We start from the raw sequence: 24642 nt of genomic DNA, 5'->3' as shown, positions 1-24642 counted from the left end.
GAGTGCTCCTATCGCCGCCAGGACCTGTCTTCGGTTCATATGTATTATGTGCCCTTTCAGGCGAAGCCCACCGGCGGAGTCGAACCGCCGTACGCCAGCGTGGGACGCTGTGATGTCGCGTCAGTCACCTGACCCGCGTCCGACACTGGAGTGACGCCGTCGGATCAGTTCGTGTCGCCGTAGAGATCGCTCACCTCCGTGGCTGAGAGAGCCCGGTCGTAGATCCGAACGTCGTCGATCCGGCCAGTGAAGAAGTCTTTACCCGGCAGATGGGCTGGCGCGCCGAACTTCACTGTTGACGATCGGCTCACCAGCGGGGCGTTCACCGGTGTGGAGTCTTCCTCCGTGCCGTCGATGTACAGCCGAACCGCGTCCGACGTGTCGAACGTGAGCGCGGCGTGGTGCCAGCTGTCATCGGTGAACGTGACCGTCGCCGACACTTCTACGCCGTTGGCTCCTGCTGTGTCGACGACTGTCCGCGGGTCGGTGGCGTCCGCATCGACGCCGAGGTTGTACTGCCGGTTTCCTGCACCGCTCTGCTCGCGCGAGAGGATTCGAGCGTAGTTGTCCTGATCGCTCGACGGTTTCACCCACGCGGCCAGCGTAAGCGCCCCGGTGAGGTCCAAACTCGGGTCGTCCGGGACGTTCACGTAGTCGTCGCTCCCGTCGAAGGCCGCTGCACCATCTACCTCCCCGGAGACGGCTGACACGCCGCCGTTCAGCGCCCCGTCGTTGGTTCCCACGATATCCTCGGCGGTCCCGTCGCCAACACTGTCGAGCGGCCAGTAACTCACTAGGCCGTTCGTCGGGCCGGGGATCGTGGTGCCGCCACCGCCGACGGTGGCCCCGCTCGCCGGGTTCTCGACGTCGGCATTGACCGTCATCGTCAGGTCCTGATCGGTGGTTACGTCTGTGGTATCAACGTAGACTCCGATCTGTGCCGACTGCCCGACCCCGAGGTAGAGCACGTCCTCGTCGCTGTCCTGGAGCTGGTCGTCAGAGTCACCGTTCGGGTACAGGTAGATGTCGGTGTTCGTTCCGTTGGGAGTGAAGTCCCCGCTCGCGCCCGCAAAGGTGGCCCAGGCGTAGACCGGCTGGGTGCCCTGGTTGGTGATCCGGAACACGTCGTCGAACTCGTAAACGGAGTCCGTGCCGAGACCGCTTCCACCCGCGTCGGTGTCGGTGAGAGCCAGGGCGATCGTTCCGTCGCCGGTCGTCTCGGCAAACTCGCCGTTGGGCCCGTTCGACGGCGTCATCGCCAGGAACGCGTCGGCGTCGTCAGCAACTTGGACGCTGACGCTGCGGTCGGCGCTCACACTCGTGAACGCACCCGTGCCGACTGTCGCCGAGGCGCCTGCCGCCGCCGTGCCGATCGTGGCGATGAATTTTCGTCGGTTCATTCGAGCCTCGCTGCGACTAGTAGACCTGTCGGATTACCATCCGCACCGGGGTTGTTGAGCACCTCGGCACGGAGTGTGTGCTCTCCGGCGTCGATATCCTGAGCTGGAACGTTCGACCGTAGCGATTTGAACGCGTTTTTGCCGTTGCTTCCGCCGATGTTCGATCCGTCGAGGAAGAACTCGACGGGATTGTCGGAGCCGTACTCCTCTATCGTCAGTGTTCGTTCGCCGGTCGTCTCGAAGTTCAGTTCGTACACGAAGGGGACGCTCTCGTCTGCGGGGTCGTCCTCCCGACCGCCGTCGTCGAAGGGATCGATCCACTCTGCTTCCCCAGAGGTTGCCCACACGTCCGGCGGATCGACGGTGAACGCCTCGTATGGAGGCTCCGCCGGGGCTTCGGCTCTCGCCTCCGGCGGGAGCGCGATGACCGTCCAATCCTGCTCGCCGGTGTCCAGACGCGTTGGATCGGGAGCGGTCGCTCCGCCGCTCCCACCGGGCGCACCACAGGCGACATCCACATCGCCGTTGACGACCAACTCCTCCCCGTTCGACCCCGGAAGCGTCCCGGTGTCGAACAGGTCGGTCTCGTCTTCGTCGTCGCTTTCGGTCCGGATCCTGAACCCGATACAGAGCCGCTCACCGACGTCGAGGCACTTCGCGTTCAGGCTGTTCCCCTCGGCGACGATGTCGCTGCCCGGGTCGCCGTCGCGGTAGAACTCGATCTTCGGGTCGCCGTCCGGCGTCGTTGCGGGGTCGGCGGTCTCCAACCACGCCCCGATCGGCTGCGTGCCCTGGTTCCGAATCTCGAAGACGTCGTCGAACCGAGAGACGGCATTGGCGTTGACGCCGCTTCCCGCCGGCGGGTCGTTGCTGTTTGCGCCGGTGAGATCCAGGGTGAACGTCCCCCCATCGAACTGTGCGTAGGCCGAGTTCGGGGTTTGATTCCCGCTGTCGTCGGTGCACGGCCCGATGCGGAGGAACGCGTCGGCGTCATCGGCGACCTGGACGCTGATGCTTCGGTCGGCGCTCACGCTGGTGAACGCGCCGGTGCCCACTGCTGCCGAGGTGCCTGCCGTCGCCGCGCCGAGCGTGGCGAGGAACGTTCGTCGGTTCATATTTGATCGTCGCTGCGAAGACCCACCGGCGGAATCGAACCGCCGTACGCCAGCGTGGGCACCAGTTCATAACTCAGAATGAACTGGGTTTTTGCGCCTGTGCCTGAATCGTCACCTCGTCTAACAGTGATTCAGGTGTCGAGTCGCCGGTCGTATCGACGACCAGATGGATTTTTACTTCGAGACCGACGCCAACCTGTACGGCGTTGTCGATTCCTTCGACCGTCACCACTTCATTCGGGGTCAAGCGTGAGACAGGATTATCTTTAATGGGATTCCCGCGAGATACCCTGCCCAGTTTGAACGTGACCTGTGGTGACGAGTCTGTGATGTAGAGGTATATCGTCTGTGTCCCCTGATTTCGGATTCGGAACACGTCGAACAGCTCCGTCACGGCGTCGTCGTTCACGCCGTCACCGGGTGGTGTCTCGTCGCTTCCATCGAGTTGCACGACAAGTTCGCCATCGTTACTGCTCGCGTAGTCGCCGTTCGGGCCGGACGAGGGCTCCATCGCGAGGAACGCGTCGGCGTCATCGGCGACCTGGACGCTGATGCTTCGGTCGGCGCTCACGCTGGTGAACGCACCGGTACCTACCGCTGCCGAGACGCCTGCCGCCGCCGTGCCAACAGTGGCGAGGAAACTTCGTCGGTTCATTGTCAAGTACTGTTATACTGTCGGCTATAGTCACGTGAAGGATTTCGACACCTCGGGGTGTCGAAAATTTTCACGTAGTTATAGCCAACAGTATATTATAGGTCGTCGAAGCTAGCAGCAGCCTCAAACGTGATCGGGTCGGCGCTGATCGCGCTAGCGTCGGGGCTGCCGAAGAAGAACACGCCGATGTGCTCCAGCTTATCACCTGGACCAAGGAAGACGAGGTCCGGATTTCCGTCGCCATCGGCGTCGGGGGCAGTGTCGATGTTCAGCTGGCCGTCGTTGTTGTAGTTCCCGGCGCTGGCATCGTAATTGCTCCCGCCACCAGGCCCGCGGAAGTCCTGATCCTCGTGAAAGAGCGCGAAGTTTCCGTTCGGGCTCGCTGGGTGAGTGTAGCCGACGTACACGCCCTGCGTGCCCTGGTTCTCGATGGTGAGTATGTCGTCGATGATTGTCGTGGCGTTGTCGTTGATCCCCGTCGCGCCGGAGTCGGTACCGGTGATGTCGAGGCTGACCGTTCCACCGGAGGTGTCGACGTATTCCTGCGCGTTCGGAGTCTGCGAGCCACTGCGTTCGTCAGGAATAATCCTGAGCAGCGCGTCGGAGTCGTCCGCCACGGTGACTGCGACACTCCGACTGGCACTCACACTCGTGAACGCACCCGTACCCACTGCAGCTGCGCTACCTGAAACCAATGCGCCCAGACCGGCGATGAACTTCCGTCGGTTTGCCATAGTTGGTCTTACCTCGTTTACCGCACACGACCCACAGCCGACGCGAGACATCCCGCGTCACCCCGGATCGCTTCACTTCTCCCATTGGTATGTACCCATATCATAATGATTCGCCAGAAACATTTCCGGGAGAGTTTGAAGATCACCCGCGCGGGTTCTGCCTCGGCCTGAATCCACCCACCCGAGGCTTAACTTTGGCCTGAATCCACGCACAGGTGTTTATTCCCTGATTAAACCGCGACAGCGCCGACCACCAGCCCGAAGTTCACCGGCCTCGTCGCGGATCACCCGGATCGAAGCGTCGTCGGACCCAGCCGCTCCAGCGACGACAGGCGCGTTATCGACTCGTTTCTATATGTGGGAATGGTAGCGGCGGTAGCAACAGCGGCTTTTTCAGTACAGAACGTCTTATCCTTAGCGCGAGCGCCGACAGAAAGCACAGTTATCAAATTTAATATTCCAAATAACGGCAACAGCCGCAGAATTTATTGTTATTGACACAAATTAATATGACGGAAATGGCGTCGGCACAGCAGGTGGATGGGGGTAGCAAACCGGCGACAGAACTATCGGAGGACGAGCTGTTCGACTTGCTCTCGAACCAGCGGCGGCGATTCGCGGTGCATCTGCTGAAACACGAGTCGGAGACGATGGAGATCGGCGATATGGCCGAGCAGATCGCCGCGTGGGAGAACGACATCGACACCGCGGAGCTCACCGGCAGCGAGCGCAAACGGGTCTACACCGCGCTCCAGCAGTCACACCTGCCGAAGATGGACCGCGCGGGCGTCGTGGAGTTCAACAAGAACCGCGGCGTCATCGAGCCCACGCCGGCTGTGGAGGACGTCGACCTGTATATGGACGTCGTCGAGGGGAAGGAGATCCCCTGGAGCAGCTACTACCTGGGTCTCTCGGGGGTGGCCGTGGTGCTCACCGGCGCGGTGTGGGTCGGCGCGTGGCCGTTCGCGCTTCTCCCGGACGTGGCGTGGATGCTCGCGGCCGCCGTTGCGTTCACCTTCTCGGCGGTCGTACACAAGTACTACACCGCCGAGATGAAGGTCGGCGAACCCGAGGAGCCGCCTGAACTCCAGTGACCCGGCTCGGTCGCGTCGGACAGCTCACACACCGGTTCAAGCCCTCCCGTACGGTCTTCAAGCAGTGCAATACGGTGATTCCAACGGGGCATAACCATATGGGCCCACAACATATAGCCTGACAGTGCGGAACGGGTTCGGGGGAGTTCGACCGAGATGAAACGACGGCACTTCATCCTGCTGCTCGGCGGGGGGAGTTCGGGGGCGCTGAGCGTCGGCACCGGCGCGTTCAGCAGCGCCAGCGCCGAGCGCGACGTGGCGGTGAATGTCGTCGACGACGAGAAGGCATACGTCGGGTACGAGGAGGCGGACAAGACGATCCCGGCGGATCTGCGCAACGACGGGACCGTTCATCTGGTTACGATCACGAACCGCTTCAGTCGGCCGATATCCATCGTCAACGTCGAGATCGGCGACAGTGCAGACAAGCTGACCGACGTATCGTACGACGACTCCTCGTTCGAACCTGGGGAACGAGCGGAGATCACGGGCGAGGTCGAGGGTCTCGATCACGGCGAGAGCGTCGAGGTCGAAATCACAGTCACCGTCCAAGGGACTGGCGTCACAGCACAGCTGTTCGGCGATACGGAGACGCGACGGTTCACGATCGCACGCGAGGAACTGAAGGTGGAGTTCTCCGGAACCGGGGACGCGGAGGTCCTCGGCGCCGAAGGGACCGTGTCCGTCGATGTCCACCTCCTCGGGGAAAACGCGACCTCGGTCACTGACATCACGAACGAGGATGTCGATGCGAGTACGACGCTCAGAAACCAGGTGTCCGACGCCGACGACAGTGACAAGATCGTCGGTGTCACTCTCGATGACACGACTTACATCCACCCGGAGTGGAACCCGGACGACTGCGGCCTCGACGGGTCTACTGGTGGGCGCGGTGACCCGTCCGATAGCCCGCCCAGTTGTACCTGATACTGTCGGCTACAACCACGTGAAGACCTTCCACACCCCGGGGTGTAAATCCATCACGTGACGATAGCCGACAGTATGAGCACTCCGCGGCGCTCTCGACCGGTTCAATCGGGTTCCCACGTGCCACTGCCATCCGTTTGCTGTAGTTCCGATCCGGAACCACGAGCCGGTTCAACCCGCGATCCGTACCCGTTGGAGCCGTCCTCGGGTTCCAGCGTGTGTCGTAGCACCGTTTGCACCCGGTTGCACAGCCGAGCGCACGACGGCGTGCGAGTGAGCGAAGCCTTGGAAACGCTACTATACGACGATCTGATACAGGTGTAGAGAGTCGGCGGGAGGCGTCTTCAGACACGCACAGATCGGTTTCAGCGGAACCAGACACCACCCGCAAGATCCCGTTGAGCGGGATCGGGGCCGACGTGGTCCCGAATCTCTGCGACCACGACGTCGGTCAGGAGGGTTGAGACGACGGCCGAAAACGGCGTTAAGGGTCGGACGTTGATCCCGTCGGGACCGGACGGGACGACCAGCCCCGTGATCGGCCAACAAAGGTCCGGAGGGACTGTCGGGGCCGGCGGCTGTCCGTCCCGGAGCAGAACGTACGCCAGCAGGGGGAGAAGCGCCACGACGAAATGCTCGACCGGGTGCATACCGCGTGATTCCGGTGCCGGGTGGAAAAGTTGCCGCGACGCTTGTGGTGAACCTCGGGATCAGGCAGTCGAAAACCCCAGCACATCGGCGCAGGGTTTCGGTTGGAGGTACTCCTCAGCGTTTGTCCGACGTTTCGAACGGGATGGTAAACACACCGAAACAACCGCAGGCGCCGCTCGGTACGACCGTAGCAGGAAACCCGCGGATACATCATCATACGTCGCGACGGATCGACCGATGACACCGTTCCCGAACTACTGCTCCACTTGTGGATCTGAGCTCGAAATACGGGAGATAGCAGAACGGAGGCGAGCGTACTGTGTCAACTGCGAGCGCCCACGGTACCGGAACGCGAAGCCGTGTGCCGGAGCTATTGTCACTGATCGATCGGACGTACTGCTTGTGAAACGGACGAACCCGCCAGCGGTCGGGTCTTGGAGTCTGCCTGCGGGGTTTCTTGAAATCGACGAGTGTCCCGCGGACGCAGCAGTCCGGGAGTTAGCCGAAGAGACGGGTCTATCGGTCTCGCCGGAGGACTTGTCATTGTTCGATACGAACCTCGTGAAGCACGACGACGGGCGATACGTTCTCGTCATCATTTACAGGACAACCGCGGCAGCGACGGATGGCACGGTGACCGCGGGGTCGGACGCGGCAGAGGCACGATTCTGGAACCTCTCGGAGCTGTCCGATGCGAACGAAGAGATCGAACCCGGTTACGAACCGATCCTGCGGAACGCAGTGCATACCGAGTAAGAACCGCTAGGCTACCCGTGACGTCTGTGCGAGAGTCCTGTCGGTGCCCCGAAGGCGTGTGGTGGGATCCTGCGCGGAGGCGTTCCCAACCGATCTGTTCAATACCCCGTGAGCAATCTGTAGCGTCGGCCCTCAGACATACGCACGCAGCGGATCCTGTGTCTTGCCACCCGTCAGAACACGCTGACACTGCTGTTGTAGCCACACATTCCGGAGGGGAGACAGTTACGTAGCCGGAGGAGCTCCCCGCCACCGAGGTATCAGGTTACGAGTTCCCGGATGATCCGGAGCTCCTCTTCCTCGGAGACGGCGTCGTCGGTCACGCACGCGCGAACGATCTTGTGAACGAGCTCCGGGTCCTCGAACACCGACTCCGGCGTCGACGACCCGCCGGAAGTCCCGGAGGCGTCGGCCACCTCGTCGAGTCGATCCTCAACGGCCGCCACCCGCTCGGACACCTCGTTCAAGCGGTCGAGGATCGCGTCGGCGGACGCCGAACCCCCTACCGTCGGCTGTGACCGATCGTCGGTATCGGTCCCGCGGCTCGACACGGCCGAGGAGGTGCCGTCCGTGATCAGCCCCCGCTCGTCGGCCGACGGCGACGCGTCGGCGGCCGGGCCGGCCGGACTCGCTCCGGGGAGGCCATCCCCCGTGTGCTCCCCCGACAGTTCGGCGTCGTCCAGTTCGTCAAACACGTTGCGGACGAAGCCCTGCCGATCGTCCCACTCCAGTCCGTCGATCCCGCGGATCCGGTTACTCACAGTGGCCCGGGAAACGCCGAGCACCTCCGCGATCTCACGCTGCGTCGCCGACGGATCCGCCCGGATCGCGAGGAGCGTCTCCCGCTCCTGTCGGGAGAGTGCGTCGATGTCGAACTCGTCCGGCGGCGGTGTCGCCGAGTCGGGGCCGGTGGGTTCCGGTGTCTCGCCGGAAGACTCGGGTTCCGCGTCGTCCTCCGGGGGTTCGTCGTCCACCGGTTCGTCCACACTCGCCTCCCCCTCCGGAGGTTCGTCGTCCACCGGTCCGTCCACACTCGCCTCTCCCTCCGGGTCGGTGTCGACCGTTGGTTCCTCCGATTCCGGGGACTCCTCTGCTGGCTGACCCTCCGCCGGGTCGGACGATGGCGGGTCATCAGACGCTCCGTCACCCGGATCACCGTACTCGTTGAGAACCCGTTCGGCGAGTTCCGGGGTCGCACTCGGGACCCGCTCGGCGAGGTCGGCGAAGGACGCGTTCGGATTCTCCGCCGCGAGGTCGAGAATGCGGCGCTGGCGGATCGATCTCGGGCCGGGCGAATCGGTTTCGGTTTCAGTCATGATTTCTGTGGCGTGGCGCGCATCCGACTGATATACTACCGGTATATACTTTGATCGTCTTAACTATTAACCTTAGCTACATCTAGGATCTGCCTCACAGACACAATATCTATAACAATAACGGGATCGGTGGTGACTATAGCCAACAGTACGAATCGTACGAGAACATCTGTCACGGTAGCCGGCGTGCTCCGTAGCGGAGCTCCCACGTGTGCCGGACGGGGCTACCGTTCCGGGCGGAGTGCCACCGGTGGGACGGGTGCAGAGGAGTCCGCGGGGCCGACCGCTGCGACTCTCCGCCACAACACCTGCGCGGCCATCCCGACGATCAGGAGACGACGGGGTGGGAGCCGCGAGTCGACTTCCGGAGGCCGTCCGCCGGGTCTGCGAACCGTACTTCGTCGATGTGTGATGTCGGACTCGCGTCGGCGTGGCACGACGGGAGGCCGGCATCCTGTCGCCGTCCTCGGACCCGTTCATCCTTCTGTGACGGATTCACTCCTGAGAACATACAGAGAATATGGATTGTATAGATTGGTATATATTCGGGAATGATACCCCAGTTGTGGTACGTTCGTACCGGAACCTCTATACGGCGTTCATCCGTATTATTGTTTTATTGTGTGTGATAAATCAGTAAGATTCCCGGTGTTCGGTTCCGTTCGTAGAGAAATATTTTTGTAACCGGAATAACATCATCTGATAACCGTGGTGGGATACTGCAGGGGACATCAGATTTGGGAGAGTGAGACACCCGATACTGTAGGCGTGGACGGTGACGTAGGGCCGTCCATCGAGCGGGAGTCCTCTCCGTGATGGACGGCACACCACCGGACCACGAGTAGCGTCACACATTATGGTCTCCACAACATCAACCAGCAAACAACTGTCAACGAGTGCACACCTGTCGGACGAGGGGTCCGACCTGCTCCTCGGGCCGGATAGCGACGCCGACCCGCTTGTCAGCGTCGTGATGCCGACGATGAACGAGGAACAGGGGGTGGAAACGTGTATCGACTACGTCAAGAACGCCGTCCGGGAGTCGGGCTACCGGACGGAGGTCGTCATCAGCGACGACTCGACCGACCGAACCCCGGAGATCGCCCGCGAGGCGGGGGCGATCGTGGTCGAACCCGACGAACCCGGGTACGGGTACGCGTATCGGTACGCGTTCCGGCACTGCCGCGGCGACTACATCATCATCGGCGACGCCGACACGACGTACGACTTCCAGCAGTTCCCGGAGTTGCTCGATCCGGTCGTCAACGGCGAGGCGGATATGGTGATGGGGAGTCGGCTCGAGGGGGAGATCAAGGACGGCGCGATGCCCCCGCTCCACGAGTACGTGGGGAACCCGCTTCTCACGAAGTTCCTGAACGTCTTCTACGGCGCGGGCGTCAGCGACGCCCACTCGGGGTTCAGAGCCTTCCGCGCGAGTATGCTCGAGGAACTCGACTTGGAGACCACCGGGATGGAGTTCGCCTCGGAGATGATCATGGTCGCCGGAACGCGGGACCTCACGATCAAGGAGATCCCGATCACGTACCACGAACGCGAGGGCGAGGCGACGCTCGAAAGCTTCCAGGACGGGTGGCGACACGTCCGGTTTATGCTGTTGAACGCGCCGAACTACCTCTTTTCCGTTCCGGGCGCGGTACTGGGCCTGCTCGGTATCGCGGTGATGCTCGCAGCACTCAGCGGCGTCTCGGTCGCCGGCGTCAGACTCGGCATCCACTCGGCGATCGCGGGTTCGATGTTCACCCTGCTCGCGTATCAGGTCGCGGCGATGGGCGTGTTCGCCACGATCACCAGCGATCCGATCCAGCGGCCGACCGACCCGGTTACGACCGCGGTCGTGGAGCACATGAACCTCGAACGAATGTCGACCATCGGGTTGCTCATCTTCACGGCCGGCGCGGTGTATGCCGTGTGGCTGGTGGTCCAGTGGGCGGCGACCGGGTTCCAGCAGCTGCCGATGGTCGTCGGCGACGTGATCGCGTTCACCGCCATCGTCCTCGGCGCACAGACGATCTTCAACGCCTTCTTTATGAGTTCGGTCGCCGACCGGGAGTGAGTTCAGGTCGGCGCCGGGTGTCGGGGGGAGTCCGGCGAACGCAACTGTTAGGTGTCACACCAGCCGGGGGCGTGGGCTTCCGAGGTACACAGCGTATGGAGACCCCGTCGGGACGCGGGATCTACGTTAGTATGGGATCATCCACTCCAACGGCCCCGATCGTTCGTAAACACATAATTTCTGACACCTCTAAACGTCGGCGGGGCAGAGCAGCGGCGGTTGCGGCTTCCCCGTGACGGTGATGTCGTGATCCACACGCAGCCGATCAGCGAGATACGAGGTGATGGGGTCCGCCCGTAACCACGACGCGCTGGCCGGTCAACTCCGTATCGCGCGTGTCCGAGTGGCATATCGGGTATAGTGCGGTAGAACGTCTGCCTCCCACAGGTCGGTACAGGATGGTCCCGCCGAGGACCGGTTCGTAGCCGATGCGTCGACGGACGTCGTCGAACTCAGGTGTCGGGATGATGCTCCGAAGGTCTCCCGGAGGACGAATCAGGCCGATGTGGGCCGGTACTCGTAGACGACCGCGCCGCTGTTGGCGTATACGGCATCGAACCGGGGACTTTCTGCGAGGGTGGCGTTGGTCGTCGGCGAGACGGCGTAGGTCCCCTCTGTCTGGATGTACACGTAGTCGGTGTCCTCGGCGAACCCGCTGTCCTCGAGAACGGAGTCGATGCACGACGCGGTGGGGCACTGGACTAGTTGATTCTGCACGACCAGATGCCGGTCCCATACCCCCGGATCCACCCACTCAGTCCCGTACGGGGTGACCACGGAGGTGCGGTCGGAGAGGTACGGCAACCACTCGTTCGTGATTCCGATAGCAACCGCGCCAGCGTCGGGGTCCGTCTCCTCGTTCATCCACGTCATCGCTCGTTGATCGTCGTCGTCGATGTGTACCGGCAGTTGGCTCGCAGCCAGCGCGTTGCCCGCGACGAACGGAATGACGAGCAGCGCCACGATTCCGATCACGATGACCCGTTGGCTGTTGTTGGTTACGAACGACGGAAGCGGGGAACCTCTGATATCGCCGGTGGTGGTGGCGATCAGTTCAGCAGTCGTTACGACCCCGATCGCCGAAAGCGGGGCGATGGCGATCAGCCAGAGCCGCGGGTGAGGCGGGACGAGCATCGCGATAGGGATGAGCAACCACAGCACGTGACGCCAGTCCCCGCGCACAGCCAGGACGACACCGCCGATGAGGGTCATAACACGAGGCCAATCCAGAATGTTCCCCGATATCCAGAAACTTCTCGAAAGGCCAACGACATCCGAAACGTTGCTGGTAAACGAACTGTGGGCACTGGCTCCGGTGACGAACACCTCGACTCCGTGCCTGGAAATCACCGTCCCCCACCACGGACTGGCTACGGCGAGTCCGGCCGCGGCGATTGCGGCCCCGTACCCGAACCCGCGCGCGGAGCGATCCCAGAGGAGCCACGCACTAAACACCCCGATACCGGCGACAGCCGCGTAGACGGGGTGTGTGAGTACGGCAAGACCCCACCCGACGATCGCAATCGAGAGGTTTCGTACGGTGATCGCCTGTCGAAAGCAGAGGTATCCGCCGGTTAGTCCGAGGAGCGCGAAAACGAACCCGAGTCCACGGACGAAGCCAACACCACCGATCAGCCATCGGACGAAGTGTACGTGTGTCCCGACGACGATGCCGGCAACCGCCGCACTTCTGTAGCTCCCAAACATAGTGTACGTGAAATAGTACATCATCGCGACGAACAACAACACGAGTGAGGGGGCGCCGACCCGGAGGACTTGTACCCTATCGATTCCGATCCACGCCAGGAACTCGATCAGGTAGAACGCCAGCGGTGGATACGCAAACGGTATCCCGTTCGTGGTATACCCATCAATCCGGACGGGTAAAACGCCACTCTGTGACGAAATAGCCTCGGCCATCTGCAGGTACAACCCCCCCAGACCCGACGGGAACGGGTGTGTCAGTACGTATACGAGGCTGATGACCGCTGAGCAGACGAGAGACACAGAAACGAACCGGAGATGCTCGGAAGCTCGTAGCGAAGTATGTATTTCTCGAAACGGTGTCACTATGAATCGTGTTAGTGTATTACTAAAAATAAAGCTTCGTGAGTTACCGGTGTTGGTCCCCACGAGAGAGCAGTATCACAGTCGACCGGTGACGGCACGCAGTCGTTGGGTGCTCGGCTGACACCGACACGGTAACCCCCACACTGTACGCGGCGACGAGGCGCTGGCCTGTCGCACAGACACTCCTTGTGGGTCCACAGTTCGTCTGGGGACGGTGCGGGTGAACGCTGCGTCCGGCTGCGAGGTTACGTCTGCGTGGCGTACAGGTCGGCATAGGTCCCATCGCGTTCGAGCAGTTGGCTGTGGGTCCCGACTTCGGTGATCGACCCATCGACGAGCGTGTAGATGCGGTCGGCGTCGCTGACCGTCGAGAGGTCGTGTGCGATGGCGATCGTCGCGCGCTGTCCCTCCAGATCACGGAGGCCGCGGTACACCTCCTGTTCGATGTTCGAGTCCAGGTCGCTCGTCGCCTCGTCGAGCACCAGCACATCGGCGTCCTTGAGGACGGCGCGCGCGATGGCGACGCGCTGCCGCTGGCCGCCGGAGAGCCGGACGCCGTTCTCGCCGAGTTCGGTCTCGTACCCGTCGGGAAGTTCCGGGAGGAACTCCGTGACGCGTGCGATCCTGCAGGCCCACTCGACATCTCGGCGCGAGGCGTCCTGGTTGCCGACTTTGACGTTCGCTTCGAGGGTGTCGTCGAACAGGAAGGGGTCCTGGCGGACGACCGCGACGCGCTCGCGCCACTGTTCGACGTCGAACGCGTCGATGGGCGTCCCGTCCGCGCGGATGCGGCCGGCGTCGGGCGAGCGTAGCCGGCCGAGCAGCGAAACGATCGTCGACTTGCCGGCACCCGAGGGCCCGACGAACGCGATCTTCTCGCCGCGCGCGACCTCGAAGGAGACGCCATCGAGTACCTGATCGTCGTCGTACGCGAAGGAAACGTCGTCGAACGCGACCCGCTCCACGGACGACACCGGCTCCGATCCGGTTTCGGCGGCGCTACGGAGTTCGTCCAGTTCCTGCACCTTCGACCGAATCCGGATCAGATGCGGCAGTTGGCCGTCCAGCGTGTACACGGCGGTATTGATCTGGTTTATGACCGGGGAGAGCCGAAACACGGCGAACAGGAAGACGCTGATCTCCGCGAGCGACAGCGGGGTGAACCGGAAGGCGGCGTACACCAGCCCGAAGATGACGAGCGCGTTCAGTAGTTGGTTGACGTTCCCGAGCGCGGCCTCGTTCCGCTTCATCCGCGCGCCGACCGAGACCCGCTTGTCGAGCGCCGACCGCATTCGGTCGGCGAACCGCGACTCGCGGTTGAACAGCCGGACGTCGTGGATGCCCTGGATCCCCGCCTGCGCGATAGTTTGGACGGTGTCGTTCACGCTCGCAATCTCCTCGCCGACGTCGTAGGCGGGTTCGATGACGTACCGGACCAGCCCCGTGCTGAGTCCGAGCGTCACCACGGCGACGGCGGTCAGCCGCGGCGACAGGTACGTTGCGATCCCCAGGTAGATCAGCCCGCGAAGCGTGATGTTCGCGATCCGAACCATCGACGTGACCACGCTGGCCGCCATCACCGTCTCGGTGATGATGCTGTTGAGCAGGTCGTCGGACCCGCTCCGATCGATGTACTCCACCGGACCGTACAACAGCGCCTCGTAGAGCTGCTGGCGGAGCTCCCGTTGATACTCGAATCCGAGGATCGCCCGCAGCCACGCGGTGAGGAAGCTCAACCCGAACCGAACGGTCATTACGCCTGCGATCCCAATGATGAGCGTTTCGAGCGTGAACGGGACGCCGAGCACGGAGTACGCGCGCACGAAAACCCGGAGAATTCCGTCGGCCTCGGAGAGCGACCCCGACGACTGGGCCACCTCGACGATCGGGAGAATGAATCCCACGCCAACACCCTCCAGCAACGCGGTCCCGAGACTCAGCACAACGATCACGGCTTCCAGCCCGGGGCGGAACTGGATGACCTCACGGACCGCCCCGAGTTTCTCGCGTGTCGTGGCCGTCATAGATTCAGTATGCCCGACAAGTCCGTCGTTGGACCCGATTGGTCGGACTGGGACAAATGCCTTCGGGAACGGTGAGGTCGGAAGCCGGGGTCGTACAGACGCGGGACCCGGCGTCCCGCGGGACAGATTTAGTTTGGTTCGGGCAGAAGGGACAGACTGAATGGGTCGAGTCAGAAGCTTGCTCGCACTCCCGGCCGGCGATCAGCTCCGAGTCCTGGCGGCGGCGGCGCTGCTCGCGTCGCTGCCAGTGATCCTTCGTCTGGTCTCGTTCGTTCGCGTCCGGCGGGCGCTCCTGTGGGGCGGCCGGCAGGTCGGGCGGGGGCGTCGCGGGGATCCGAAGCACGCACGGGTCGTGTCCGCGGTCGGGGCGGCGGACCGCGGCCTGCCGGGAGGCCGCAAGTGTCTCACACGTTCGCTCGCGGCCGAGGCCCTGCTCCGGGCGTACGGCTACGCCCCGGAACACAGGATCGGCGTGGCCAAGGAGGACAACGGGGGACTCCAGGCCCACAGTTGGCTCGAACTGGATGGGGACATTATCCTGGGCGACCTCGACGATCTAAGCCGGTTCGACCCGCTGCCGTCGCTTGACGCTGTCGAGCGGTTATAATCTGTAGTTGCGGGTATAGTAGCGTTTGCAAGTCTTCGCTCACTCGATCGCACGACGGCGTGCGATCGGATGTGCAACCAGTTGCAAACGCTACTATGACAGTCCGGACTGTTATGGAATATCCGATCCGGTGAGTCCGGTCTGTTTCGAGTACTCGTCGGTCGAGCTGCCTTTCTTGTTTGTGATTCCAGCCTCGGTGATCGTCGCGACCGGGCCGTACTCGGTCACTTCTGGGGTGTCGTACTCCTTTGTCATTGTCGTGTCTTCCTTGGTGGTTGTTCGTGCGAACGGCGGCTATGGGCCAATGTTGCTACCAGTCCCGACCGATCCGGTCAGCGATGTACCGCTACTGAACTCGTCGCTTCCGCTTCCGACCTTGTTGGTGCCGCTGCCCTCGGTGACTGTCGATACGGGGCCGTACTCGGTCACTTCCGGAGTTTGGTACTCTTTTGTCATTCCAACTCACATACACGTACAAAACCGAGACATATAATATTAACCCAGTAACATCTACCGTTCGAACCCTCGATCGGTGGAAACGTTTAATTACGTAACCGGTTCACCGGAAGACAGACCAGATGCCCCCGTCAGTGCAGGTTCTCACGCTCGACTGCCTCCGGGAGTCGACAGCCTCCGACGCAGTGACACCGTTCCTCCGTTCCCTGCCGCTCCAGTGGTCGCGGTGTTACTCCTCGGGCGCGTGGACGCTGCCGGCCCACGCCTCCCTGTTCGCCGGCCAGGACCCGATCGACCACGGCGTCACACGCGTCGAACGTCGGATGACTGGACGGCAGGCGGCGCTGACGACGACCGCACGGGAGAACGGCTACGCGACGGCGTTGTTCAGCGAGAATCCCCAGTTCAGTTCGGCGACCGGGTTCGGCGAGTGCGTCGACGACTCCAACGACTACATCGGCACGAAACTGCTCCGCTCGGAGTTCGTCCCAGTCAACCACGTCGACGAACTGAGCGCGAGTGCGGGCCTTTCGCTCCTGCGGACGATACTTGCACAGCCGCACCGCCTGCGAAACCTGGTCAACACGGGGTACGCGGCGTATCGCCGGTTTTCGGACACGGAGCCGACGTATCCACACCACGGGCGGCGAGTCATCTCGCACCTGGAGTCGTACCTCGCGGAGCAAACGGAGCCCGTCCTGACGGTGATGAACCTGCTGGACCCACACAACCCCTACTACGGGGCACCACCGGGACAGGAGTCGTCGCGGTCACCCGAGGAGGAGGCGGCGCTCCGGAACCTCCCGAGCAACCTGTTTTACTTGTTCACCGACGACCCGCTGCCGGAGGACGTTCGCGCCGTCTTCGGGGACTGGGCGGGCGCCTTCGAGGCCGAAGCGGAGATCTACCGGGAGTTCTCCCGGGAGGCCGACCGGCTCGTCGAGCGGTGGCGCGACGACCAGCCGTCCGTATTCGAGGACTCGCTCGTCGTTGTGGTGGGCGACCACGGGCAACTGTTCGGCACCGACGGGGTCGCCGGCCACGGCCTGTCGCTGCACCCCAACGGCATACACGTTCCGCTGATCGTCGATCCGCCGACGGAGTGGGACCGGAGCGACCGAAGGGTCGACGCGCCGGTCTCGATCGCCGGCCTCGGCCGGGCGCTGACCGACGTTGTTGCGGGCAAGATCGCCGACACGGCGGCGTTCGTCGACGCGGTCAACGCGTACAGCCGCGGTCCGGGCGGCGCCGTCATCACGTGTGTCGACGGGCCGACGATCGAGGTGCAGTTGCTCGCCCGCGAGGAGTTCGACGCCGAACTGGTGGACAACCACACCGTGCGGAAGGTCGCCTGTATCTACGACGAGTACGTCGACGTGTACGAGTGCGGTTGGGACGACGATACGGTCGCCGCAACCTCGTACGAGTACGCGGCGGATCACCGGACCGTCCGCCCGGACCGCGAGACGCCGCCGCCGCCCCCCGAGGTTGCGGCGTGGGTGCGGCGCTCGCCGAAGGCGGAGGGCGACGACGTGGCGTGGCGAACAGCGGACGAGGAACAGCCAGCCGAGGTACGGGCCCGGCTCGAGAACCTCGGGTACCGATGACACCGACCCGATCGGTCCGGACGTCGGGGCGCCCGGCCGGGCGTGATGCGTCGTGAGGGTCCACGGGTGAGCGGCATCGTCTGCGTGTTCGATCGCGACGGGGGCGGGCTCGCCTCGGCGGCGCTGCCCGCGGCGCTTGACGCGATCGACCACCGAGGGCCCGACGGACGCGGCGAGTGGGCCGACGGCCACGTCGGAATCGGCCACCAACAGCTCCGAACGACGCCCGAAGCGGCGTTCGCGAACCAGCCCGAACACGAGGCGGGGGTCGTCCTCGCGGCGGACGCCCGGCTCGACAACCGGCCCGAACTGGTGGAGGCGCTGTCGATCACGGAGCAGCCGGAGCGCGTCCCCGACAGCTGGCTCCTGCTCGCGGCGTATCAAGAGTGGGGCGAGGACTGCGTGGACCGGCTGTGCGGCGCGTTCGCGTTCGTCGTCTGGGACGCCGACGCGGGGACGGTCTTCTGTGCGCGCGATCACTTCGGCGTCAAGCCGCTGTACTACCACCTCGACGACGACGTGTTCGCGGTCGCGTCCGCGCCGAAGGCCCTCCTGACGATCCCGGGGGTGTCGACCGACGTCTCGGACGTCGCGGTCGGCGACTTCCTGCTCCACCGGTTCGAGGCGCAGACCACCAGCTACTTCGAGTCGCTCCGGCGGCTCCCGCCCGCACACGCGATGGTCGTTGGAGACGACGAGGAGCGGCGCCGGCGGTACTGGGATCTGGACGTGACGCGCACCGAGACCCTGGAGTCGGACGCGGCGTACGAGCGTCGGTTCCGCGAACTCTTCGAGCGAGCGGTCGAGCGCCGTCTCCGGTCGACCGCCGACAGGCCGGTCGGCGCCGACCTCAGCGGTGGACTGGACTCCTCGTCGATCGCGGTGACGGCGCGGGCGTTGCTCCCGGAGTCGGAGCCGCTCTACACGTTCTCCGATGTGTACGACGAGGCTCCGTCGAGCGACGAGCGCGAGTTCATTGAGACGGTCGCCCGGCGGGACGGCATCACCTCGGAGTACATCTTCCTGGACGATGTCGGCATCGTGGTCGACGCCGACGACGTCCGACAGTACCTGGATCACCCCCCACACGACACGACGCATTTCGGGAAGTGGGAGCGCGCAAAGCGCGTCAGCGATGTCGGCGTGCGGGTGCAGCTGAAGGGGGAACTGGGGGACGAGACGGTCAGTCACGGCCTCGCGTACCTGCCGGAACTTCTGAAGACCGGGCGGTGGCTGCGGCTCCACCGGGAGCTGTCGGCGCTGAGCCAGGTGGTCGGGACGCCGGAACGCCGGTTGCTGCGCGGGAACGCCGTCGCGCCGCTGGTGCCGACGTGGGCGAGGCGGCTCGCTCGACGTGTTCGCGGTGAACCGATCCTCGTCGAACGTATGAACCCGACGCTTGATCCCGACTTCGTCCGCGCGCACGACCTCCGGGAGCGGTACCGGTCGCTGGAGCCGACCGTCTCCCTCTTCGAGCAGAGCGCCCGGTACCAACAGCGGCAGTCGTTGCTCTCGGGGCGGCTCACCGCGACGTTCGAGACACTCGACCAGATCTCCGCGGCGTTCGGCGTCGAGCCGCGGTACCCGTTCGCCGACGTGCGGCTGGCGGAGTTCTGCCTCGCGATCCCCCCGGGCCAGCAGCTGTCGGATGGGTGGACGCGGTCGATCATTCGGCGGTCGCTCGGTGATCTGTTGCCCGACGAGATCCAGTGGCGGCCGTGGAAGGCGATGCCGGGCGAGGCGTTCAACAACGCGCTCAGAAACGACGACCGGCGGCTGCAGGAGTTGCTACGGGAGCCCGGACCCCTTGCCCGGTATCTGGACGTGGAGGCACTCGAAGCGTCGTACGAGCGGTTCGCCGACACGGAGGGGGGCGCCGACTCGCTCGCGCTGCGGAAGGCCATCGCGCTCTCGGTGTGGCTGTCGGACCACGCGACGGACGAGTGAGTCCGCCTGTGAGACGGCACACATCCGTCAGCGATCCGACGCCGACGGGTGATACTCGTCGAGCCAGACCGACAGTGACAGCGCCCGCCACAGCGCGCGGGCGTCCACGGAGGTCGGATCGGCCTCGAAGCGGTCGCGGGCCGCCGCGAGCGCATCGCGGTCGAGATACGCCGCGAGCGCGGTGTCGGGGTCGTCGATGTCGCTCAACCGCCGTTCGCGCGCCAGCGCGTTCCAGAACGCCTCGTTCACCGGCGTCTTCCAGGGGCGCCATTGAACCGTCTCAGGCAGCAGGTCGGCGAGCGCACGCCGGATGATCGAGCGGGTGTAGCCGTCCGCGAACTGTTGTGTCGGCGGGATTGCGAGCGAGAACTCCACCAACCGAACGTCCGTGAACGGATACCGGGGCTCGACCCCGAAGGCGGCGTGGATCAGGTCGAGCGCCTCAAAGTTCGTTGCGTTCCGCCCGGTCAGAAGCGACTGGCGCTGGAGGTTCCGCGCGCTCGGCGCGAGCAGCGTGTTTTGACGTCGGTCCTCCCGGTGTCGGGCCCGGAGGCCGGCGCGCTCCACGAACCCCGGGTCGAGCGTGGGGTTCTCGGCGTCGAGCGGCAGGGGGTCGCCGCGGAGCCGGCGGCGGAGCTGCGTCACCCGGTCGGGGACGAACGCCGACACGACGTGTCTGACGAACAGGTGCCGCTTCGACGCGTCCACGACGTCGGCCATCGCGTCGAGTTCGCGGTAGAGGTGCCGCCACCGGCCGGTCTTCAGGAGCTCCGGGAGCAGGCCGAGTCCGTAGCCGGTGGCGCTGTCGCCGAGCGCGCCGTCGAGCACGGCGGTCATTCCGGTGTCGGCGGCGCGTTTCGTCCGCTCCCAGACCGCAAAGTGCATCGTGTTGTGCGGCGGCTGGTCGAGGTGGGTGCGCCAGGTCGGCTCGTCGACCACGACGCCGGTGTCCTCCGGAAACACGTAGTGGGGCTCGATCCCCTCCCGGGGCGTGACCGACTCGATGAACTCGCGTTCGTCGCTTGAGGGTGCCTCGTCGTACACGTTCGAGAAGGTGGCGAGCGGCACGTCCGCCGGCAGGAGGTCGCGGGCGACGACCGCAATCGACGACGAGTCCATCCCGCCGCTGAGCGTGGTTCCGACACGCCCTCCGGGGTCCGACCGCAGCCGGCTTTCGACGGCCTGTTCGAAGAGTTCGCGGAACCGGCGCTCGTACGCCGCGTCGGAACCGAGCGTGACCGTCCGCGAGGGGTCGAGGTCCCAGTACCGGCGCGTGTCCGTCCGGTCGGCGTCGACCGTCGTCGTGTGGGCGGGCGGGAGCCGCCGGATCGACTCGAAGAACGACCGCGTTTTGTCCTCGTACGTCGCGAGCAGGAAGTCGCCAATCTTGCGTTCGTCGACCGTTCCGGGCACCGACGGGAGGGCGAGCAGCGCCTTCTTCTCGGAGGCGGCAGCGAACACGTCGTCGTCGAGGTGGTAGTACAGCGGCTTGACCCCGAAGCGGTCCCGTGCGAGGAACAGCCGGGACGCCGAGTCGTCCCAGACTGCGAACGCGAACGAGCCGATCAGGTGGGAGACGCAGTCCGTTCCCCACTCGCGGTACGCGTGCGCCACGACTCGACTGTCCGGGACCTGCTCCGGGGGATCGTCGATCGGGAGGGCGTCCAGCAGTTCGTCGCGGTTGTCGATCCGAACGTCGCCGGCGACGACGACGCCGGCGTGTCGGGTCGGCTGGTCGTCGTAGCGCGCCTGCGGGGTGGATCGGAGCTGCTGGTGGCCGAGGGCGACGCCGTCGTCGCGCCAGGTGCCACTCCCGTCGGGCCCCCGGTGGTCGATGGCGTCGAGCATCGATCGGACCCGGTCGCCCCGGACGTCGGCGCCGGTCCGGTCGAAGAGCGCGACGAACCCGCTCATCGAGTGGGGAGCGGCTCAGGGACGGTCGAGCGGTACCACCGCCGCACACGGGGTCGGCGGGCACGTCGGGCGGACGGCGCGGGTGAACCGCAGTGCGGGGACACGGGCCGGACCGGGAAGCGACGGACCGGCCTCAAGGAGACCGCCGTCATTGCCGGTCCGGCACGAAGTGCGTCGAAGTGTTGGCACGTTCGGAGGCGTCGCGGACGTCCGCCGCAACGAGGTCGACGGCCTCCGGAAGCCGGTCGAACCGTTTTGGACGCCGGAGCTGCCGGACGGGCGTCGACGCCACCACCCGCGAACACTGGTCGAAGTGATCCGCGGTCGTCCGCGTGTCGGGCAGGAGCCCCTGGGCGTACGTGTTCGTGACCAACTCGAAGAACGGCGTAGACCCCTCGAACGCTTCGATACCGACATCGTTGGCTTCCTCCAGCGAGTAGATCGCACCCAGCGGGGCGGCGTCAGCCTGTGCCTCGATCGGATAGTAGACCTTCTCGACGCCCCAGTCGTTGTCGTAGCTGCGTACCGGATCGAGCGCCAGCTCGTCGGCGGCTTCGGGCGAGAGTCTGATCTGGGGCACCCCGGGGACGACCGTCGGCCGTCCGTCGCCGAACCGGATCGCGACCACGTCGTCGGCCAGCATCGGATACCCCTCCCGGTGGAACGCCGCGGTCGTGGTGGATTTCCCGGTGGTGCGCTCGCCCACGAACACCACGGCGGTCCCGTCGATCACGGCGGCGCTGGCGTGGAGCACCAGGAGGCCACGCTGGAGCAACAGCACGGTCATCGCCTGGTTCTCCAGGATCCGCCGAAAGATCTTGTGGGTCTCGCTCCCCTCGGAGGCGGGGTCACACCGGATCCGGCCGCCCGCCTCGATCAGGAACGTCCCGATCGAATCGTACGTGAGTCGGCACCGGGTCGGGGTCGCATCGACCCGTTGTGCCCCTGGGTCCGTGTCCGACCCGACAGCGGGATCGAGGTCGGCGAGGCCGATCGTTACGTCGACTCCGCCTTCTGGGGATGCGGGCCGAAGCTCCGGCAGGTCGAACTCCGACCCCACCGTCAGCCCGTAGACGGAATACCTGGCAGGCGGCTGGCTCATCGGTTGTGTCAGATTAGTAAGCCCGGTGTGTTAGTAGTTCCTCATTTCCCGTCCTACCGACGGGGACAGGCCGTCGCTGGCGGTTCGAGCGGCGGCAAGCCGTAGGCACCCCGGGGGGACGCGATGTTTACGAGGGCCCCGATGTTTGCTACGGCGTTCGCTCGGACGTTTGTTTTTTATATTATGGGTGTTCGGCGGCCGCGAGGGCCCGGTCACTCCGGATCGATGCGAGCGAGACCCTTGTCGGCGAGGTCCCTGACGAGCTCCTCGACGTCGGCCCGACACCGGTCGTACTCGACTTCGTACTCGTCGGTCACGTCCTCGCAGACCGCTTCGAGGCTCCGCGGCTCCTGGATCGACTCCCAGACGAACGTGCCGACCTCATTGAACCCGTAGTACTCGTCAGTGCCCATATGCAGGATCACCGACTCGCCGTCGATCGTGGTCGAGAGGCAGTCGTCGGCGGCGACGATCTCTGTTGTGTCAGTTAGTGTGCTCACGCGTGGCCACCCTCTTAGGTGGTAATTCTCATCAATCAAAATAAATTGTGATGTGTTGTCACTCCGCGCGTCCCAGTCGGCGGGAAGTCCCCGGGACGCCGGTTCGGGGAACGGCCGGGACGATGTCGGTTCGGCGGGAACGCGTTTGTGTCTCACTCCAGTAGTTCCCGGCCCTTCCGAACGATTTTCGAGGGAAATTTCAGCACTCTGATAACATAGTAGAGCGGATACAGCGATGGCGGAAGCCGGACGAGTTCAACATCGGCGTAGCGTGGGGCGAACACCACGTCGAAGAGTTCCTTGACTGAGTCGACGATGCCGTCGTTAAGAAAGAGGATTACAGTCCAGGGTTCGAGGTCGAGACGTTTCCCCGTCGGATCGCGCTCGAACCGTGTTACCAACGCCGAGGTCCCCCGCGTGGCGCGGTAGTTGTCCGCCAGTTCGCGCCGGACGTGTTCAGGGAGTTCGACGTGCGCCAGTTCGGCCGTCATCCCGAGACCGAGAAGCGCGGCGGTCTTCCAGCCGTAGTCCTCCGCGCGTTCGAGTACTACCTCCCAGTCGATATCGTGTTGCAGGAGACACGCGATGTCGCAGACCCACGACAGACGAAGCCAGCCGTGCTTCGTCCCGTGGGTCAGAAGCAACAGCGCCCGGTCCTCCGGTGACAGCGCCTGTACAGGCTGCCCCGCAACGGATACCGTCGTCCGCCGCTCCCACAAATCCTCGAATATCGCCGCGTTGGACTGATTGCCGCCGGTAAATTGTGGCCGCAGCTCGATCTGGATTCTGTCGTCGTCGTTCGTGAACCGGAACTCCCGCTCCCACCGGAAGATCGAGTTCTCGACCAGGTGAGAGGGCGGGACGCCGAGAAAGTTCGTCTGTTCGTACCCCCGTTCCTGCAGTACAGTCCGCGCTCGGAGGACGTCTTCCTCGGCGACCAGAAAGTCCAGATCGCCGAACCGCCGTCGTCCGATATCGCCGTAGGCCACCTGCGCGAGGATCGGCCCCTTGTAGGGGATCGTCCGGATATCGTGTTCGTTGAACGTCTCGACGATGTCGTGGAGTCGCTGCGCGAACTGGAGGTTCTGGAGCGCGGCCCGTTCGCACCGGGTGCGTAACGTTTCGTACACCTCTTCGGGGACTTCGGTTTCGATGTCCTGTAGCGAGTGATAGAGGTACGGAAGGATACCGTGGTTGGTTGTGAGTTTAAGTAGGCGGCTCCAATCGGGGTCGTTGCGGACGATCTCGTGGATTCGTGTCGTCGCCTCGTCGGAGCCAGCCAACAATTGAACGAGGCGGAATACGAGTTCTTCTTCGTTCAATTTAAGTGCCAATATAGTGTAGTATCTTAGGCTTTGATAGCTTCACTTCGATATATTGTCCAACCTGAAGTTACATAAGTGTATATGAAATTGAGTAGAAGCGAGAGCCACGCGTCGCTCGCATCAAGGCTCTCGACAAGCGCTTTAAGCAGAACTGGTCCAGCGTTCTGATCGGTAATAAGCTCGGCGAGTATGGCTAGCGTTCCAGTTTTGACCTCGTTGATGTAATAGTCAACCACACGTTGATTGTGGCGTTCATAGGACACCTCTTGGGTGGAGACCAGAGGTGTCCCCTTCCTCAGGGGAGTCGGTTCTCCTGAACTCTAGGGGCTTTGCGACACGACGTATCAATTGTCTCTGGGACGGCAGTT

At 64.1% G+C, this 24642-nt stretch carries 21 protein-coding genes and 1 pseudogene; 7 read left to right on the top strand and 15 right to left on the bottom strand.

From position 1 onward, the window contains the following. Window positions 1-164: 164 nt before the first annotated feature. The 4 genes from H5V44_RS10110 to H5V44_RS10095 form a co-directional block, all read right to left on the bottom strand. A complete protein-coding gene (locus H5V44_RS10110; protein WP_185192993.1) occupies window positions 165-1400 on the bottom strand; it encodes a LamG domain-containing protein in 1236 nt (411 codons plus the stop codon). Beyond that, complete coding sequence (locus H5V44_RS10105) at window positions 1397-2515, bottom strand: DUF1102 domain-containing protein (protein ID WP_185192992.1); 1119 nt, start codon at window positions 2513-2515, stop codon at window positions 1397-1399. The genes H5V44_RS10110 and H5V44_RS10105 overlap by 4 nt, the downstream gene beginning before the upstream one ends. Before the next feature lie 73 nt (window positions 2516-2588). Further along, window positions 2589-3170, bottom strand: coding sequence for a hypothetical protein (locus H5V44_RS10100; protein WP_185192991.1), 582 nt, complete (start codon window positions 3168-3170; stop codon window positions 2589-2591). A gap of 95 nt (window positions 3171-3265) precedes the next feature. Then, on the bottom strand, window positions 3266-3787 hold the full coding sequence (locus H5V44_RS10095; protein WP_185192990.1) for a hypothetical protein: 522 nt from the start codon (window positions 3785-3787) through the stop codon (window positions 3266-3268). Window positions 3788-4422: 635 nt separating this feature from the next. Here H5V44_RS10095 and H5V44_RS10090 point away from each other — a divergent pair. Both H5V44_RS10090 and H5V44_RS10085 read left to right on the top strand, forming a co-directional pair. Beyond that, entirely contained in the window at window positions 4423-4998 is a 576-nt protein-coding gene (locus H5V44_RS10090; protein WP_185193262.1) for a DUF7344 domain-containing protein, read from the top strand. 156 nt (window positions 4999-5154) lie between these two features. Further along, the gene (locus H5V44_RS10085; RefSeq protein WP_185192989.1) at window positions 5155-5925 is read left to right on the top strand and encodes a hypothetical protein; all 771 of its coding nucleotides are present in this window, start codon (window positions 5155-5157) and stop codon (window positions 5923-5925) included. Between the two features lie 365 nt (window positions 5926-6290). Here H5V44_RS10085 and H5V44_RS10080 read toward each other — a convergent pair whose 3' ends face one another. After that, window positions 6291-6575 (bottom strand): hypothetical protein, encoded by a 285-nt coding sequence (locus tag H5V44_RS10080; protein WP_185192988.1) that lies wholly within the window; start codon window positions 6573-6575, stop codon window positions 6291-6293. A 238-nt stretch (window positions 6576-6813) separates the two neighbouring features. On the opposite strand from H5V44_RS10080, the gene H5V44_RS10075 reads away from it, so the two are divergent. Further along, window positions 6814-7332 (top strand): NUDIX domain-containing protein, encoded by a 519-nt coding sequence (locus tag H5V44_RS10075; protein WP_185192987.1) that lies wholly within the window; start codon window positions 6814-6816, stop codon window positions 7330-7332. A gap of 260 nt (window positions 7333-7592) precedes the next feature. On the opposite strand, the gene H5V44_RS10070 is transcribed toward H5V44_RS10075, so the two are convergent. Continuing rightward, window positions 7593-8648 (bottom strand): winged helix-turn-helix domain-containing protein, encoded by a 1056-nt coding sequence (locus tag H5V44_RS10070; RefSeq protein WP_185192986.1) that lies wholly within the window; start codon window positions 8646-8648, stop codon window positions 7593-7595. A gap of 856 nt (window positions 8649-9504) precedes the next feature. On the opposite strand from H5V44_RS10070, the gene H5V44_RS10065 reads away from it, so the two are divergent. Further along, complete coding sequence (locus tag H5V44_RS10065; RefSeq protein ID WP_185192985.1) at window positions 9505-10722, top strand: glycosyltransferase; 1218 nt, start codon at window positions 9505-9507, stop codon at window positions 10720-10722. Between the two features lie 495 nt (window positions 10723-11217). On the opposite strand, the gene H5V44_RS10060 is transcribed toward H5V44_RS10065, so the two are convergent. Both H5V44_RS10060 and H5V44_RS10055 read right to left on the bottom strand, forming a co-directional pair. Further along, the gene (locus tag H5V44_RS10060; protein WP_185192984.1) at window positions 11218-12642 is read right to left on the bottom strand and encodes a hypothetical protein; all 1425 of its coding nucleotides are present in this window, start codon (window positions 12640-12642) and stop codon (window positions 11218-11220) included. A 395-nt stretch (window positions 12643-13037) separates the two neighbouring features. Next, window positions 13038-14816, bottom strand: coding sequence for an ABC transporter ATP-binding protein (locus H5V44_RS10055; RefSeq protein WP_185192983.1), 1779 nt, complete (start codon window positions 14814-14816; stop codon window positions 13038-13040). Window positions 14817-14976: 160 nt separating this feature from the next. Between H5V44_RS10055 and H5V44_RS10050 the strand changes: the two genes are divergently transcribed. Then, window positions 14977-15423 (top strand): lasso peptide biosynthesis B2 protein, encoded by a 447-nt coding sequence (locus tag H5V44_RS10050; RefSeq protein ID WP_185192982.1) that lies wholly within the window; start codon window positions 14977-14979, stop codon window positions 15421-15423. A gap of 111 nt (window positions 15424-15534) precedes the next feature. Here the strand turns inward: H5V44_RS10050 and H5V44_RS10045 are convergent, their stop codons facing one another. Further along, entirely contained in the window at window positions 15535-15678 is a 144-nt protein-coding gene (locus tag H5V44_RS10045; RefSeq protein WP_185192981.1) for a putative RiPP precursor, read from the bottom strand. Window positions 15679-15717: 39 nt separating this feature from the next. Next, on the bottom strand, window positions 15718-15879 hold the full coding sequence (locus tag H5V44_RS18150; protein ID WP_185192980.1) for a lasso RiPP family leader peptide-containing protein: 162 nt from the start codon (window positions 15877-15879) through the stop codon (window positions 15718-15720). Between the two features lie 122 nt (window positions 15880-16001). On the opposite strand from H5V44_RS18150, the gene H5V44_RS10035 reads away from it, so the two are divergent. After that, the gene (locus H5V44_RS10035; RefSeq protein ID WP_185192979.1) at window positions 16002-17486 is read left to right on the top strand and encodes a sulfatase-like hydrolase/transferase; all 1485 of its coding nucleotides are present in this window, start codon (window positions 16002-16004) and stop codon (window positions 17484-17486) included. A 66-nt stretch (window positions 17487-17552) separates the two neighbouring features. Further along, on the top strand, window positions 17553-19433 hold the full coding sequence (asnB, locus tag H5V44_RS10030; protein ID WP_185192978.1) for an asparagine synthase (glutamine-hydrolyzing): 1881 nt from the start codon (window positions 17553-17555) through the stop codon (window positions 19431-19433). A 27-nt stretch (window positions 19434-19460) separates the two neighbouring features. Here asnB and H5V44_RS10025 read toward each other — a convergent pair whose 3' ends face one another. From H5V44_RS10025 to H5V44_RS17565, 5 genes and pseudogenes are all read right to left on the bottom strand, one after another. Continuing rightward, window positions 19461-21347 carry an asparagine synthase-related protein gene (locus H5V44_RS10025; RefSeq protein WP_185192977.1) on the bottom strand — a complete coding sequence of 629 codons (1887 nt, stop codon included), beginning with the start codon at window positions 21345-21347 and terminating at the stop codon, window positions 19461-19463. A 148-nt stretch (window positions 21348-21495) separates the two neighbouring features. Continuing rightward, window positions 21496-22449: a hypothetical protein gene (locus H5V44_RS10020; RefSeq protein ID WP_185192976.1), complete on the bottom strand. Its 954-nt coding sequence runs from the start codon at window positions 22447-22449 to the stop codon at window positions 21496-21498. Window positions 22450-22661: 212 nt separating this feature from the next. Next, a complete protein-coding gene (locus H5V44_RS17825; RefSeq protein WP_221625672.1) occupies window positions 22662-22949 on the bottom strand; it encodes a PqqD family protein in 288 nt (95 codons plus the stop codon). Window positions 22950-23101: 152 nt separating this feature from the next. Then, a complete protein-coding gene (locus H5V44_RS10010) occupies window positions 23102-24232 on the bottom strand; it encodes a nucleotidyltransferase domain-containing protein (protein ID WP_185192975.1) in 1131 nt (376 codons plus the stop codon). 155 nt (window positions 24233-24387) lie between these two features. Continuing rightward, window positions 24388-24530 (bottom strand): annotated as a pseudogene (locus H5V44_RS17565) (ISH6 family transposase); the annotation flags it as partial. Window positions 24531-24642: the final 112 nt, after the last annotated feature.

Source organism: Halobellus ruber, from assembly GCF_014212355.1.
GTDB classification, from domain to species: domain Archaea; phylum Halobacteriota; class Halobacteria; order Halobacteriales; family Haloferacaceae; genus Haloquadratum; species Haloquadratum rubrum.
This window is presented reverse-complemented; position numbering and strand designations above follow the sequence as displayed.